Source organism: Pseudomonas sp. MF08875, assembly GCF_059862525.1.
The window spans coordinates 42,841-57,071 of sequence record NZ_JCBCUW010000025.1; the positions used below are offsets into that span (position 1 = coordinate 42,841).

Sequence of the window (14,231 nt, forward strand, 5' to 3'; positions counted from 1 at the left end):
AGTGCTACAGGATAAATGCAACGGCGGGCTGTTCTAGAGAGCTGCGTCAAAGTTTTGCGATGTTTTCGCCATGCCCTCCAAGACGGCCGGCATTATACATGCAGCGCCCTACACTAAAGAGGGCTATTTCCACAGGTTGCGACCCGATGACAGGCGACATGAACATCCTCCCACTGCCCGCACCCGCCCCGGCCACCCCCCGGCCGGCGCTGATAAGTGGCGAATTGCTCAAGCTGTTGCAGCCGCTCGAAGGGCTGATTGCCCCCGGGCAGACCGCCAAGGCCGAGGTGCTGTCCCTCAAGCCGACCGACCAGAACTTCCAGTTGCTGCTCAAGGTCACCCTCGACGGCGGCCGCCAAACCACCGTGCAAGCCACCAGCACCCAGCCGTTACCCCAAGGCACCCGCCTGGCGGTAAGCCAGCCGTCGGCGGGCAACCTGGCCATCACTGTGCAACAGGCGCAAGCGGCCAACGTTGCCACCCTCACCCGCCTCGACACCGCCCAACTGCCGGTGGGCACCCTGCTGCAAGGCAAGGTGCTGACCACCCAAGCACTGCCCCAGGCAGCGGGGCAACCGGCGGTGTTCCGCTCCATGGTCAGCCTGCTCAACAGTGCCCTGAGCGGCAGCACCCTGAGCATCGACAGCCCGCAGCCGCTACGCATCGGCAGCTTGCTCAGCGCACTGGTCCAGGGCAGCCAGACGCTGAGCTTCGTGCCCACCGCCGGGCGCCAGGAACAAATGGCCGTGGCCCAGCAGTTGCAAACCCAATTCAGCCGCCAGGCGTCCCTTGAAGGTGTGCTCACGGCACTGAAGAACCTGCCCGCCACCGGCACCGCTTCGGCCGAACTGCGCAGCGCCGCGCAAACCCTGCTGGCCGGCCTGCCCGACATCCAGCAACTGAGCAGCCCCAAAGGCCTGGCCCTGGCCCTGGCCAACAGCGGCGTGTTCCTGGAAGCCAAGCTGCTGGGCGGGCAAACCCCGGGCCTGGCCCCCGACCTCAAGGCCAACCTGCTGCGCCTGATCGGCCAGGCCCTGCCGCAACTGCCGGCCAGCACCAATTTCAACGCGATCATTGCTGGCAACACCCTGGCCCAGGCCTTGCCGAGCATGATCCGCGGGGCCCTAGGCACCCTCGGCCAGGTCAGCGCCAAGCCCCAGCCCAGCGGCTTCCCGCTGCCGTCGCGGCTGCTCGGTGGCGGTGAAGGCGAGGAAGACCTGGAACAACTGCTGCGCCTGGCCGCCGCCGCCGTCTCGCGCCTGCAAAGCCATCAACTGGCCAGCCTGGAACAGAGCCGCACCCTTCCCGACGGCACCGTGCTCAGCACCTGGCAACTGGAAATCCCCATGCGCACCTTGCAAGACATCGTGCCGCTACAGGTCAAGTTCCAGCGCGAAGACACCCCGGAAAAAGCCCCCGACGAGCACCGCCGCGAAGCCGAGCCCAAGCAACTGTTGTGGCGGGTGGACCTGGCTTTCGACATGGAGCCGCTAGGCCCGCTGCAAGTGCAGGCGCAGTTGAGCCAGGGCCGTTTGTCCAGCCAGTTGTGGGCCGAGCGGCCCTACACAGCGCAGCTGATTGAAAGCCACTTGGGCGGTTTGCGGGAGAAACTGCTGGCATCGGGGCTTAACGTCGGCGATCTGGATTGCCACCTCAGTGTGCCGCCCCAAGGCGCGCAAACCCGTCTCGAACAACGCTGGGTCGATGAAACCGCATGAGCCATCCCACTGAACCGCGCCAGGCCATCGCCCTCAAGTACGACGGCCAGCAAGCCCCGACCCTGACCGCCAAGGGCGACGACGCGTTGGCCGAAGCCATCATCAAGCTCGCCCAAGACTGCAACGTGCCGATCTATGAAAACGCCGAATTGGTGAAATTGCTCGCCCGCATGGAGTTGGGCGACAGCATCCCGGAGGAGCTGTACCGCACCATCGCCGAGATCATCGCCTTCGCCTGGACCCTCAAAGGCAAGTTCCCGGCCGGCTACGACCCCGACGCCCCGCCCGTGGAGCGGGACGTGACAGCCCGAGGCGAGGACTACTGACGCTTGCTACAGCAGGCATCAGCTTTTGTGCAATTTGCTCATCAGCTCGGCCTCGGCCTGGGTCAAACCGCAGGACTGGGTAAGCTCATCGACGCTGGCGCCCATGCCCACCAGGCGCGCGGCCTGGGCAAAAGACAGGCTGGACGGGTCGCGCTGCTCCAGTTGGGTCAGCTTGTCGGGCAGCGGTGCCACTACCGCCCGCAACTCGTGCAGTGCCTCGCCCATGCGCACACTACCGTTCTGATAGTCGTCGACACGCTTGGCCAACTCCTTGATGCGCTGGTCGCGCAGCGCATCGCCCTGGGCCTGTTGCGCGGCGATGCCACGCTGGCTGCGGATGTACGCCACAAACATCGCCAGCGTGCCTGCCCAAAAGAGGAACAGGACAATCACAGCCACCTCAAGAATCAATCAGATGTTCTCCAGTTCCGACCATTCTTCTTCGCTCATCATTTTGTCCAGCTCAACCAGGATCAGCAGTTCGTTGTTCTTGTTGCACACGCCCTGAATGAACTTGGCCGACTCTTCGTTACCGACATTGGGTGCGGTCTCGATTTCCGACTGCCGCAGGTAAACCACTTCAGCCACGCTATCGACCATGATCCCGACCACTTGCTTGTCGGCTTCGATAATCACGATGCGCGTGTTATCGCTGATCTCGGCGTTCATCAGGCCAAAGCGCTGGCGGGTGTCGATTACCGTGACCACGTTACCGCGCAGGTTGATGATGCCCAGCACATAGCTGGGCGCGCCCGGCACCGGGGCGATCTCGGTGTAACGCAGCACTTCTTGCACGCGCATCACGTTGATGCCGTACGTTTCGTTGTCCAGCTTGAAGGTCACCCATTGCAGGATCGGATCTTCGGAACTCTGTAGAGACGACGACTTATTCATACCCCTGACCCCTTAAAAAACCGTTGGTAACGGTGTGTGTTCTGTGCGGCCGCACCGGGGCGCGGCCTATTGTTTGTCGGTTATTTCGATTTGACGACCTGCATGTGCCTAGCCCCGCCGCTGGCGATCAACTCTGCCAGTTCGGCAACGTCGAGCAACGCGCACATGTGTTCGATCACGGTGCCCGCCAGCCACGGCCGTTGGCCACGGTGGGTGCGCCACTTGATTTCATTAGGGTTCAAGCGCAACGAACGGCTGACCTGATGCACCGCCAGCCCCCATTCATAGCCCTGAACCGAGATCACGTATTGCAGGCCCTGGCGAAAGTCGTCGCGATAGCGATCAGGCATCACCCAGCGCGCGGTGTCCAGCACCTTCAGATTGCCGGCCTGGCTGGGCAGGATGCCGAGGAACCATTCCGGCTGGCCGAACAGCGGTGTCAGCTCTTGCCCGGCCAGGGAGTAGATCGAACCCAGGCACACCAACGGCACCGCCAGGGTCAGCCCGGCCACGTCAAACAGCAGGCACTCGAACGGCTCGGCGGCCCACGCCGGGCGCCCGTCGCCTTCCGTCGGCGGCGGGGTCTGGCTGGGCGGCAGGTGCACTTCGGCCACCGGCACCACCAGGTTCTGCAACAGCGGCGCCACCGGCGATACCGAGGCCAACACCGGCGCGGGCGCTTCCCGTACGGCCACGGCCACCGGCGCCGCAAGGGCTGGCGCGCGGGCTTTTTCGGCGTCGCGGGCCTGTTCTTCGAGCACGGCGGCCTGGAACTCATCCAGAGCGGCCTCGACCTCGACGACGGTTTCCAGCACCACGGCCGCCGGCGTCAGTTCTTCCTCGGTGGCGTCTTGCAGCAACGCGTCCAGGTAGGATTGCAGCGCCAGTTGCGGGCGGGTCTTGAGCTCGACAGGACGATTCATGTGTATGCCCATGGGCCAAGCCTGTCACTGATAGATGTAAAGGTTATCGGCCGGATAGCGCTGGGGCTTGAATGGACGGCTGCGTGCTTCATCTCACGCCACCTGCGCCACAAGTTGCTGGGCCAGCAAATGCTTGAGCAGCGCCCGGTAGGCCAGCACGCCACGGCTTTTGCCGTCGAATTGCGAAGGCGTGACCCCGGCCCGGCTAGCGTCGCGCAGGCGCGTGTCCACCGGGATGTAGCCTTGCCAGATATCGTCGGGGTACAGGTCGCGCAACACCCGCAATGTACCCAGGGATGCCTGGGTGCGGCGGTCGAACAAGGTTGGCACGATGCTGAACGGCAACGCTTGTTTGCGCGAGCGGTTAATCATCGCCAGGGTGTTGACCATGCGCTCCAGGCCCTTGACCGCCAGGTGTTCGGTTTGCACCGGGATCACCAGTTGCTGGCTCGCCGCCAGGGCGTTGACCATCAGCACCCCGAGCAACGGCGGGCTGTCGATGATCGCGTAATCGAAATCCTGCCACAGCTGCGCCAGGCTCTTGGCGATCACCAGGCCCAGGCCGCTCTGCCCCGGCGATTGGCGCTCAAGGGTGGCCAGCGCCGTGCTGGAGGGCAACAGCGAGATGCGCTCGTCGCTGGTGGACAGCAGCAACTGCCCCGGCAAGCCGTCGGGCACACTGCCTTTGTGCAGGAACAGGTCGTAGCAACTGTGCTCCAACTGGTCGGGGTCGTAACCGAAGTAACTGGTCATCGACCCGTGGGGGTCGAGATCGACCACGACCACGCGCTTGCCGGCTTCGGCCAGCAACCCGGCCAAGGCGATGGAACTGGTGGTTTTACCAACACCACCCTTTTGATTGGCGACTGCCCAGACTCTCATTCAGATGGTTCCTCCCGGTCGAATAGGCTCAACCGAGACATAGCGCATTTATAGGGCGGGTGACGGAGAATTGACGGCGCTCTCGCGTCCCGGCGACTTAACAGGCGGCGGTGCAGTTTGTGTGCCAGCACGCTTGAGCGCGGCGTCCGGTTGCGCCTTGGCGGTTCCGGTGCCGGTCAGGCTGCGGCGTACATCCAGGTTGCGCGACACCACCAGCACCGCGCGGCGGTTGCGGGCGCGGCCTTCGGCAGTGGCGTTGTTGGCCACGGGCTGGAACTCGCCATAGCCCACCGACGCCATGCGCCCGGGGTTTACACCCTGCATGGCGAGCATGCGCACGATGCTCGACGAGCGGGCCGAGGACAGTTCCCAGTTGGAGGGATAGAGCGCGGTGTGGATCGGCTGGTCATCGGTGAAGCCTTCGACGTGGATCGGGTTATCGAAGGGTTTGAGGATGGCCGCCACCTTGTCGATGATGGTGAACGCCACATCGCTGGGCATGGCGTCGCCGCTGCCGAACAACAGGCTGGAACTCAATTCGATTTCTACCCACAACTCGTTGCCGCGCACCGTCATCTGGTTGCTACTAATCAGGTCGCCAAACGCGGCGCTGATGTCATCGGCAATGGACTTGAGCGGGTCGTTGCTGCCCTGGCCGATGCCGGCGTCGAGCTGGTCGCTGTCTTTGACCAAGGGCTGGGCCGGGGTCACGGTCTTGGCCCGTTCGTCGCCGATCTGGATCGGCCGCAGGGCACGGTCCGAGTCGGTGAACACCCCCACCAGCGCTTCGGAAATGACCTTGTACTTGCCTTCGTTGATCGACGAAATGGAGTACATCACCACGAAAAACGCGAACAACAAGGTGATGAAGTCCGCGTAGGACACCAGCCAGCGTTCGTGGTTGACGTGTTCTTCAGGTTGGCGGCGACGACGGCTCACGGTGCATTCCCCCCATCAGTCCATGAAGCCTTGCAGCTTCAGCTCAATGGAGCGCGGGTTCTCGCCCTCGGCAATCGAGAGGATGCCTTCGAGCAGCATTTCCCGGTAACGGGACTGGCGCAGGGCTATCGACTTGAGCTTGCTGGCGATCGGCAGTAGCACCAGGTTGGCACTGGCCACGCCGTAGATGGTGGCGACGAAGGCCACGGCAATACCGCTGCCCAGTTGGGTCGGGTCGGCCAGGTTGCCCATCACGTGGATCAGGCCCATCACCGCGCCGATGATGCCGATGGTCGGCGCGTAGCCGCCCATGCTTTCAAAGAACCGCGCCGCTTCGATGTCGCGGCTTTCCTGGGTGTAGAAATCCACTTCCAAAATGCTGCGGATGGCCTCCGGCTCGGCGCCGTCGACCAGCAGTTGCAGGCCTTTGCGCGAGTAGTCATCGGGTTCGGCGTCGGCCACCCCTTCAAGCCCCAGCAAACCTTCCTTGCGCGCGGTCAGGCTCCAGTTGACGACACGGTCGATGCCGCCGGCCAGGTCAACCCGCGGCGGAAAGAGGATCCAGCCGACAATCTGCATGGCGCGCTTGAACGCGCTCATGGGCGATTGCAGCAACGCCGCGCCAATGGTCCCGCCCAGCACGATCAGCGCCGCCGGGCCGTTGGCCAACGCACTCAGGTGGCCACCTTCGAGGTAGTTGCCACCGATGATGGCGATAAACGCCATGATGATCCCGATTAGGCTCAGTACATCCATCAGATACACGCCTCGACCAGATGCCTGCCGATGTCGTCCAGGCCATACACCGCGTCAGCCAGGTCCGCTTTGACGATGGCCATCGGCATGCCGTAGATCACACAACTGGCCTCGTCCTGGGCCCAGACCGAACTGCCGCCCTGCTTGAGCAGGCGCGCGCCTTCGCGGCCGTCCGCGCCCATGCCGGTGAGCACCACCGCCAGAACTTTGTCGCCGTAGGACTTGGCCGCCGAACCAAAGGTGATATCCACGCACGGCTTGTAGTTCAAGCGCTCGTCACCCGGCAGGATTTTCACCGTGCCACGGCCATCGACCATCATCTGCTTGCCGCCCGGGGCCAGCAGCGCCAGGCCCGGACGCAGGATGTCGCCATCCTCGGCTTCCTTGACGCTGATGCGGCACAGCTTGTCCAGGCGCTCGGCGAAAGCCTTGGTGAAGGCCGCCGGCATGTGCTGGATCAGCACGATGGGCGCCGGGAAGTTGCCCGGCAGTTGGGTCAACACCCGCTGCAAGGCAACCGGCCCGCCGGTGGAGGTACCAATGGCCACCAACTTGTAGGCTTTGCGCTTGGGCGCCGGCGAACTCGGCGCGGCGGCCGGCGCAACACGGGCCGGCACGGGTGCCGGGGCGCTGCGCACGGGCGCGCTGGTGCCGTAGCTGCTGGGCGCGGGGGCCGCAGCGGCAACTGGCTGGGGCGCGGGTGCGCTGTAAGCGCTAAAACGGCGGTTACTGCGCGAGATGGTATGGACCTTCTCGCACAGCATCTGCTTGACCTTCTCGGGGTTGCGCGAGATGTCTTCGAAATTTTTGGGCAGGAAGTCCACCGCGCCGGCATCCAGCGCATCCAGGGTCACCCGGGCGCCTTCGTGGGTCAGCGAGGAAAACATCAAGACCGGTGTAGGGCAGCGCTGCATGATGTGCCGCACTGCGGTGATGCCATCCATCATCGGCATCTCGTAGTCCATGGTGATGACGTCTGGCTTGAGGGCCAGCGCCTGATCGATCGCCTCTTTGCCGTTGGTCGCCGTGCCGACGACCTGGATATTGGAATCCGCTGAAAGAATTTCCGAGACGCGGCGGCGGAAGAAACCCGAATCATCCACCACCAGGACCTTGACTACCATAAACACTCCGTTAGGCGGGGCGAGGCAATCGCCCGGCCCCACCAGAATCAAATACGCCGTGCGGCGTAACGCTTGAGCATGCTCGGAACATCGAGAATCAGGGCGATGCGGCCGTCACCAGTAATGGTGGCGCCGGACATGCCCGGGGTGCCCTGGAGCATCTTGCCCAAAGGCTTGATGACCACTTCTTCCTGGCCCACCAATTGATCGACCACAAAGCCGATGCGCTGGGTGCCCACCGACAGGATCACCACGTGGCCCTCGCGCTGCTCTTCATGGGCGGCGGACGCCACCAACCAGCGCTTGAGGTAGAACAGCGGCAACGCCTTGTCGCGCACGATCACCACTTCCTGGCCATCGACCACGTTGGTGCGCGACAGATCCAGGTGGAAGATCTCGTTGACGTTGACCAGCGGGAAGGCGAATGCCTGGTTGCCCAGCATGACCATCAGGGTCGGCATGATCGCCAGGGTCAACGGCACCTTGATGACGATCTTCGAGCCCTGGCCCTTGGTCGAGTAGATGTTGATGGAGCCGTTGAGCTGGGAAATCTTGGTTTTCACCACGTCCATGCCCACGCCACGGCCCGACACGTCGGAAATCTCGGTCTTGGTCGAGAAGCCCGGAGCGAAGATCAGGTTGTAGCACTCGGTATCGCTCAGACGATCGGCTGCGTCCTTGTCCATCACCCCCCGCTTGACCGCGATGCCCCGCAGGATGTTCGCGTCCATGCCTTTGCCGTCATCGGAAATCGACAGCAGGATATGGTCGCCTTCCTGTTCGGCGGCCAGGATCACCCGGCCCAGGCGTGCCTTGCCCGACTCTTCGCGCTCCTGGGGCGACTCGATACCGTGGTCGACCGCGTTGCGCACCAAGTGGACCAGCGGGTCGGCCAGGGCTTCGACGAGGTTTTTGTCCAGGTCGGTTTCTTCGCCCACCAGCTCCAGGCTGATCTCTTTCTTGAGCTGGCGCGCCAGGTCACGAACCAGGCGCGGGAAGCGCCCGAAGACCTTCTTGATCGGCTGCATGCGGGTTTTCATCACCGCGGTCTGCAGGTCGGCGGTCACCACGTCCAGGTTGGAAACGGCCTTGGACATGGCTTCGTCGCCGCTGTTCAGGCCCAGGCGCACCAGGCGGTTACGCACCAGCACCAGTTCGCCCACCATGTTCATGATTTCGTCCAGGCGCGCGGTATCGACGCGCACCGTGGTTTCCGCTTCGCTGGCCTGTTTTTCCGCCGGCGCGGCAGCGGCGGCACGGGCCGGCGCGGGGGCTGCAGCCCTGGCCGCCGGGGCTGGGGCTGGGGCTGGCGCCGCTGCTGCAGGTGCGGGCGCCGGGGCGGCCTTGGCCACGGGGGCCGCGACAGCCGCCGCAACCGCTGGGGTCTCGGCGCTGAACTTGCCTTTGCCGTGCAGCTCGTCGAGCAGGGATTCGAATTCGTGATCGGAAATCAGATCGCCGCCCACCGCAGCGGCCGTCGCCGCAGGCGCAGGTTTGGCGTCGGCGATAGCACTTTCCAGGGCATCGACGGCAAAGTTGCCCTTGCCATGCAACTGGTCGAGCAGTGCTTCGAACTCGTCGTCGGTGATGTCGGTGCTGGCCGCCGCCGGTGCAGCGGCGGCAGGTTCGGCGGCGGGCGCCACGGCGTCCACGGCGAACTGGCCCTTGCCATGCAGTTGGTCAAGCAGGGACTCGAACTCGGCATCGGTAATGTCATCGCTGCCACCCGCCGCCACGGCGGCGGGCGCCGGCGCTTCGGCCTGGGCCTTGACCGCATTGAGCGAGTCCAGCAGTTGCTCGAATTCGTTGTCGGTAATGTCGCCGCCGGCGCTTTCAGGCTCGGGCTCGACCGCAGCCGGGGCCGGTTCAGCCGCAGGCGCAGGCTGGTCGGTGGCTGGCAGCGCCAGGCGTGCCAGGGCTGCCAGCAGTTCCGGCGTAGCAGCGGTGATCGCAGAGCGCTCACGCACTTGGCTGAACATGCCGTTGACCGCGTCCAGGGCTTCGAGAACCACGTCCATCAGTTCCGAGTCGACGCGCCGTTCACCCTTGCGCAGGATGTCGAACACGTTCTCGGCGATGTGACAGCACTCCACCAGCTCATTGAGCTGGAGGAAGCCGGCGCCCCCTTTTACAGTGTGAAAACCGCGAAAAATTGCATTGAGCAAGTCCGCATCATCCGGTCGGCTTTCCAGCTCGACCAGTTGTTCGGACAGCAACTCAAGAATCTCGCCGGCCTCAACCAGGAAATCCTGAAGGATCTCTTCATCGGCGCCGAAGCTCATTTTTGTGGGTGCTCCTAGAATCCAAGACTGGAAAGCAAATCGTCTACATCGTCCTGACCGGACATAACGTCTTCACGTTTATCGGCATGAATCTGCGGACCTTCACCCTGCGCCAGGTGTTTTTGTGGATCTTTTTGCGCCAGGATCTCGTCGCGGTCATGCTCGATGCCCGCAAACCGGTCGACCTGGCTGGCCATCAGCACCAGCTTGAGCAAGTTGCTTTCGACTTCCGTGACCAGTTGTGTCACCCGTTTGATGACCTGGCCGGTGAGGTCCTGGTAATCCTGGGCCAGCAGAATGTCGTTGAGGTTGCCCGACACCACGCGTGTTTCTTTCTCGCTGCGGGCCAAAAAAACCTCGACCCGGCGCGCCAGATCGCGAAACTCTTCGGCACCCACTTCGCGGCGCATGAAACGTGCCCAGTCCGCGCTCAGGGCCTGGGCGTCGTGGCCCAAGCCGTTGACCAGCGGCGTGCTGTTTTCCACCAGGTCCATGGTGCGATTGGCCGCAGCCTCGGTCAGCCTGACAACATAACCCAGGCGTTCAGTGGCATCCGTGATCTGGGACACTTCTTCGGCTTGCGGCATGTGCGGGTCGATCTGGAAGTTGACGATGGCGCTGTGCAATTCGCGCGTCAGCTTGCCGACTTCCTGGTACAGGCCGCGGTCACGGGTCTGGTTGAGCTCATGGATCAGTTGCACCGCGTCGCCGAACTTGCCTTTTTCAAGGCTTTCGACCAATTCGTGGGCATGTTTTTTCAGAGTCGATTCAAAATCGCCCTGCGATGATTCGTTATGCTCCATAGCGCCCCCGTGGCGGACTGGCTTCGCGCATCAACCGATGCGTTCGAAGATTTTTTCAATCTTTTCTTTCAACGCCTGGGCCGTGAAGGGTTTGACTACATAGCCGTTCACCCCGGCCTGGGCTGCTTCGATGATCTGTTCGCGCTTGGCTTCAGCGGTGACCATCAACACCGGCAGGTGCTTGAGTTTTTCGTCGGCGCGCACATGGCGCAGCAAGTCGATACCGGTCATGCCAGGCATGTTCCAGTCCGTCACCAGAAAGTCGATGCTGCCGCTGTTGAGCACAGGGATGGCGGTAGTGCCGTCGTCTGCCTCGACCGTGTTGGTGAACCCAAGGTCACGCAACAGGTTTTTTATGATCCGCCGCATCGTTGAGAAGTCATCAACGATGAGGATTTTCATGTTCTTGTCCAATTCGACCTCCAAGCAGTCTTAAACGCATCCAGCACCTGGACACGCCATTTCATCAATCAGGCTGGGCACTCACCGGCGACATGGAGCAAAACGTGCCGAGACCGGTACGGCGCTACGCCGTACCGGCCCCGTTCGCAGAGCCCCCACACTGCCTGTCAGCGCGCTCGCCACTCCCCCAAACGCCCCCGCAAGCGGGCCGCGCACTGGCTGTGTAACTGGCTGACCCGCGATTCGCTGACCCCCAGGACCTCACCGATTTCCTTGAGGTTCAGCTCTTCGTCGTAGTACAGCGCCAAGACCAGTCGCTCACGCTCCGGCAAATTGGCAATCGCGTCCGCCAGCGCAGCCTGGAAGCGCTCGTCTTCCAGGTCGCGCGACGGCTCCAGATGAGCACTCGCGCCATCCTCGTGCAGCCCTTCATGCTCGCCGTCCTGCAAGAGGTCGTCGAAGCTGAACAGGCGACTGCCCAAGGTGTCGTTCAAAATCCCGTAATAATCATCGAGGCTCAATTGGAGTTCGGCCGCAACCTCGTGATCTTTAGCGTCACGACCGGTTTTAGCTTCAATTGAGCGAATGGCATCACTGACCATCCGGGTGTTGCGGTGTACCGAACGGGGGGCCCAGTCGCCTTTACGCACCTCATCGAGCATCGCGCCGCGGATACGAATCCCCGCGTAGGTCTCGAAGCTGGCGCCCTTGCTGGCGTCGTACTTGGTCGAGACTTCAAGCAAACCGATCATCCCAGCCTGGATCAGGTCTTCGACCTGGACGCTGGCGGGTAGGCGTGCCAGCAGGTGGTAGGCAATGCGCTTGACCAGGGGCGCATAGCGCTCGATCAATTCGTATTGGCTGTCACGCGCCGACTTCTTGTAAAGGTTGTAGCCGCTGGCTGTCATAGCACAGGTCCCGCCGTTTGATGCACAAGCCGCTCGACAAAAAACTCCAGATGCCCGCGCGGGTTAGCGGGCAGTGGCCAGGTATCGACCTTCTGGGCGATGGCTTTGAACGCCAGTGCGCACTTGGAACGAGGGAACGCTTCGTAGACTGCACGCTGCTTTTGCACAGCCTTGCGTACGCACTCGTCGTAGGGAACCGCACCGACGTATTGTAAGGCGACGTCCAGGAAGCGATCAGTGACCTTGGTCAACTTAGCGAACAGGTTGCGCCCTTCCTGCGGGCTCTGGGCCATGTTGGCCAGTACGCGGAAGCGGTTCATGCCGTAGTCGCGGTTGAGCAGTTTGATAAGGGCGTAGGCGTCGGTGATGGAGGTGGGTTCGTCGCACACCACCAGCAGCACTTCCTGGGCCGCGCGCACGAAACTGACCACCGACTCGCCGATCCCGGCGGCCGTGTCGATCACCAGCACGTCGAGGTTGTCGCCGATGTCGCTGAACGCCTGGATCAGGCCGGCATGCTGGGCCGGGCTCAGGTGCACCATGCTCTGGGTGCCCGAGGCTGCCGGCACGATGCGGATCCCGCCGGGGCCCTGGAGCAGCACGTCGCGCAGCTCACAGCGCCCCTCGATCACATCGGCCAGGGTGTGTTTGGGGGTCAGCCCCAGTAACACGTCGACGTTCGCCAGACCCAGGTCGGCGTCCAGCAGCATGACGCGTCGGCCAAGCTCCGCCAGAGCCAGGGACAAGTTCACTGACACGTTAGTCTTCCCGACGCCACCTTTGCCGCCGGTCACCGCGATCACCTGTACGGGATGCATGCTGCCCATGTTCTTTCTATACCTTGTCTTACTTAGACGGAGGCCACATAACTGGCTGCGCGTTCACCGTTGGAACAATGCGTGGCAGGCCATCGATGTAGGTTCACTGCAATCTATTCATTAAACCTCAGCCGACCTGCTTGGCCGGGCTGTGGTAAAGGTCAGCGAACATGTCAGCCATGGCTTCTTCGCTGGGTTCTTCCTGCATTTGCACACTTACGGCACGGCTGACCAATTGGTGGCGGCGCGGCAAGTGCAAGTCATCGGGAATACGCGGCCCATCGGTCAGATAGGCCACCGGTAATTCATGGCTGATAGCCAGGCTCAACACCTCGCCCAGGCTCGCCGTCTCGTCCAGCTTAGTCAGAATGCAGCCAGCCAGCCCGCAACGCTTGTAACTGTGGTACGCGGCGGTCAGCACTTGCTTCTGGCTGGTGGTGGCCAGCACCAGGTAGTTCTTGGAGCGGATGCCGCGCCCGGCCAGGCTTTCCAACTGCATGCGCAGGGCCGGGTCGCTGGCCTGCAGGCCGGCGGTGTCGATCAGCACCACGCGCTTGCGCAGCAGCGGGTCGAGGGCTTGCGCCAGGGACTGGCCCGGATCGACATGGGTCACCGAGACGTTGAGGATGCGGCCCAAGGTCTTGAGCTGCTCCTGGGCGCCGATGCGGTAGCTGTCCATGCTCACCAGGGCGATGTTCTGCGCGCCGTACTTGAGCACGTAACGGGCCGCCAATTTGGCCAGGGTGGTGGTCTTGCCCATGCCGGCGGGGCCGACCATGGCAATCACACCCCCCTCTTCCAGGGGTTCGATTTCCGGCGTGGCGATCATGCGCGCCAGGTGCGCCAACAGCATGCGCCAGGCCTGGCGAGGTTCGTCGAATTCGGTAATCAGGGCCAGCAAGTCACGCGACAGCGGCCCGGACAAGCCGATGCGCTGCAGGCGCCGCCACAGGTTGGCCTGCTGCGGGCGGCTGCCTTGCAACTGGTTCCAGGCCAGGGAGCCGAGCTGCACTTCCAGCAGTTCGCGCAGGCCATTGAGTTCAAAGCGCATGGAGTCGAACGCGCGCTGGTCCACCGACTGCGAGGCCGGGGCCACCGGCGCCGGGCGTGGCGGCTCGACGAAGGTCGGTTCGATCAGCGGTTCGGCGGCAGTCAGCGGCAGGCCGGCGAACAACTGGCGATTGGTGCTCGGGTCGCCGTCGCCACGCAGGCTCAATTCGGCCTGGGCGGTCACGATGCGCGACTGGGTCTTGCGCAGTTCGTCTTCGAGCTCGATGTTCGGCACGCGCGGGGCCAGGGCCGACAGTTTGTAATCCAGGGCAGCCGTCAGCTCGACACCGCCAGCGATCCGCCGGTTGCCGATGATGGCCGCATCCGCGCCCAGCTCATCACGCACCAGTTTCATGGCCTGACGCATATCGGCGGCGAAAAAACGCTTCACTTGCATAACCCACTA

General features: G+C 63.2%; 15 protein-coding genes. 2 read left to right on the forward strand and 13 right to left on the reverse strand.

The window, feature by feature from the left end; genetic code table 11:
• Positions 1 to 146: 146 nt before the first annotated feature.
• Both fliK and AC19YT_RS16075 read left to right on the forward strand, forming a co-directional pair.
• Positions 147 to 1,718 carry a flagellar hook-length control protein FliK gene (gene fliK, locus AC19YT_RS16070; protein ID WP_500610606.1) on the forward strand — a complete coding sequence of 524 codons (1,572 nt, stop codon included), beginning with the start codon at positions 147 to 149 and terminating at the stop codon, positions 1,716 to 1,718.
• The gene (locus AC19YT_RS16075) at positions 1,715 to 2,044 is read left to right on the forward strand and encodes an EscU/YscU/HrcU family type III secretion system export apparatus switch protein (RefSeq protein ID WP_500610607.1); all 330 of its coding nucleotides are present in this window, start codon (positions 1,715 to 1,717) and stop codon (positions 2,042 to 2,044) included. Before fliK ends, AC19YT_RS16075 begins: the two co-directional genes overlap by 4 nt.
• Positions 2,045 to 2,062: 18 nt before the next feature.
• Here the strand turns inward: AC19YT_RS16075 and AC19YT_RS16080 are convergent, their stop codons facing one another.
• From AC19YT_RS16080 to flhF, 13 genes are all read right to left on the reverse strand, one after another.
• Positions 2,063 to 2,455 (reverse strand): DUF2802 domain-containing protein, encoded by a 393-nt coding sequence (locus AC19YT_RS16080; protein WP_095110665.1) that lies wholly within the window; start codon positions 2,453 to 2,455, stop codon positions 2,063 to 2,065.
• Positions 2,456 to 2,938: a chemotaxis protein CheW gene (locus AC19YT_RS16085; RefSeq protein WP_095110666.1), complete on the reverse strand. Its 483-nt coding sequence runs from the start codon at positions 2,936 to 2,938 to the stop codon at positions 2,456 to 2,458.
• An 80-nt stretch (positions 2,939 to 3,018) separates the two neighbouring features.
• Positions 3,019 to 3,861 (reverse strand): CheW domain-containing protein, encoded by an 843-nt coding sequence (locus AC19YT_RS16090; RefSeq protein WP_500610608.1) that lies wholly within the window; start codon positions 3,859 to 3,861, stop codon positions 3,019 to 3,021.
• Positions 3,862 to 3,954: 93 nt separating this feature from the next.
• Complete coding sequence (locus AC19YT_RS16095) at positions 3,955 to 4,743, reverse strand: ParA family protein (RefSeq protein ID WP_095110668.1); 789 nt, start codon at positions 4,741 to 4,743, stop codon at positions 3,955 to 3,957.
• Positions 4,744 to 4,791: 48 nt separating this feature from the next.
• Positions 4,792 to 5,682 (reverse strand): flagellar motor protein MotD, encoded by an 891-nt coding sequence (motD, locus tag AC19YT_RS16100; RefSeq protein WP_095110669.1) that lies wholly within the window; start codon positions 5,680 to 5,682, stop codon positions 4,792 to 4,794.
• A gap of 15 nt (positions 5,683 to 5,697) precedes the next feature.
• A complete protein-coding gene (locus tag AC19YT_RS16105; RefSeq protein ID WP_095110670.1) occupies positions 5,698 to 6,438 on the reverse strand; it encodes a flagellar motor protein in 741 nt (246 codons plus the stop codon).
• Positions 6,438 to 7,562, reverse strand: a complete 1,125-nt coding sequence (locus AC19YT_RS16110; RefSeq protein ID WP_500598367.1) for a protein-glutamate methylesterase/protein-glutamine glutaminase — start codon at positions 7,560 to 7,562, stop codon at positions 6,438 to 6,440. The genes AC19YT_RS16105 and AC19YT_RS16110 overlap by 1 nt, the downstream gene beginning before the upstream one ends.
• Positions 7,563 to 7,609: 47 nt before the next feature.
• Positions 7,610 to 9,844: a chemotaxis protein CheA gene (locus AC19YT_RS16115; protein ID WP_500610609.1), complete on the reverse strand. Its 2,235-nt coding sequence runs from the start codon at positions 9,842 to 9,844 to the stop codon at positions 7,610 to 7,612.
• 14 nt (positions 9,845 to 9,858) lie between these two features.
• Positions 9,859 to 10,647: a protein phosphatase CheZ gene (locus AC19YT_RS16120; protein ID WP_095110673.1), complete on the reverse strand. Its 789-nt coding sequence runs from the start codon at positions 10,645 to 10,647 to the stop codon at positions 9,859 to 9,861.
• Positions 10,648 to 10,677: 30 nt separating this feature from the next.
• Positions 10,678 to 11,049 (reverse strand): chemotaxis response regulator CheY, encoded by a 372-nt coding sequence (locus AC19YT_RS16125; protein ID WP_003183998.1) that lies wholly within the window; start codon positions 11,047 to 11,049, stop codon positions 10,678 to 10,680.
• A 167-nt stretch (positions 11,050 to 11,216) separates the two neighbouring features.
• The gene (gene fliA, locus AC19YT_RS16130) at positions 11,217 to 11,957 is read right to left on the reverse strand and encodes an RNA polymerase sigma factor FliA (RefSeq protein WP_085716996.1); all 741 of its coding nucleotides are present in this window, start codon (positions 11,955 to 11,957) and stop codon (positions 11,217 to 11,219) included.
• Complete coding sequence (fleN, locus tag AC19YT_RS16135; RefSeq protein ID WP_095110674.1) at positions 11,954 to 12,784, reverse strand: flagellar synthesis regulator FleN; 831 nt, start codon at positions 12,782 to 12,784, stop codon at positions 11,954 to 11,956. Before fleN ends, fliA begins: the two co-directional genes overlap by 4 nt.
• A gap of 118 nt (positions 12,785 to 12,902) precedes the next feature.
• On the reverse strand, positions 12,903 to 14,222 hold the full coding sequence (flhF, locus tag AC19YT_RS16140) for a flagellar biosynthesis GTPase FlhF (RefSeq protein ID WP_095110675.1): 1,320 nt from the start codon (positions 14,220 to 14,222) through the stop codon (positions 12,903 to 12,905).
• Positions 14,223 to 14,231: the final 9 nt, after the last annotated feature.

Excerpts from the sequence above, each read along its gene's own strand:
- AC19YT_RS16095 (WP_095110668.1), bottom strand. The coding sequence starts at position 4,743 with ATGAGAGTCTGGGCAGTCGCCAATCAAAAGGGTGGTGTTGGTAAAACC.
- flhF (WP_095110675.1), bottom strand. The coding sequence starts at position 14,222 with ATGCAAGTGAAGCGTTTTTTCGCCGCCGATATGCGTCAGGCCATGAAA.
- AC19YT_RS16085 (WP_095110666.1), bottom strand. The coding sequence starts at position 2,938 with ATGAATAAGTCGTCGTCTCTACAGAGTTCCGAAGATCCGATCCTGCAA.
- AC19YT_RS16125 (WP_003183998.1), bottom strand. The coding sequence starts at position 11,049 with ATGAAAATCCTCATCGTTGATGACTTCTCAACGATGCGGCGGATCATA.
- fliA (WP_085716996.1), bottom strand. The coding sequence starts at position 11,957 with ATGACAGCCAGCGGCTACAACCTTTACAAGAAGTCGGCGCGTGACAGC.
- AC19YT_RS16115 (WP_500610609.1), bottom strand. The coding sequence starts at position 9,844 with ATGAGCTTCGGCGCCGATGAAGAGATCCTTCAGGATTTCCTGGTTGAG.
- AC19YT_RS16110 (WP_500598367.1), bottom strand. The coding sequence starts at position 7,562 with ATGGTAGTCAAGGTCCTGGTGGTGGATGATTCGGGTTTCTTCCGCCGC.
- AC19YT_RS16090 (WP_500610608.1), bottom strand. The coding sequence starts at position 3,861 with ATGAATCGTCCTGTCGAGCTCAAGACCCGCCCGCAACTGGCGCTGCAA.
- AC19YT_RS16075 (WP_500610607.1), top strand. The coding sequence starts at position 1,715 with ATGAGCCATCCCACTGAACCGCGCCAGGCCATCGCCCTCAAGTACGAC.
- AC19YT_RS16120 (WP_095110673.1), bottom strand. The coding sequence starts at position 10,647 with ATGGAGCATAACGAATCATCGCAGGGCGATTTTGAATCGACTCTGAAA.
- AC19YT_RS16105 (WP_095110670.1), bottom strand. The coding sequence starts at position 6,438 with ATGGATGTACTGAGCCTAATCGGGATCATCATGGCGTTTATCGCCATC.
- fleN (WP_095110674.1), bottom strand. The coding sequence starts at position 12,784 with ATGGGCAGCATGCATCCCGTACAGGTGATCGCGGTGACCGGCGGCAAA.
- fliK (WP_500610606.1), top strand. The coding sequence starts at position 147 with ATGACAGGCGACATGAACATCCTCCCACTGCCCGCACCCGCCCCGGCC.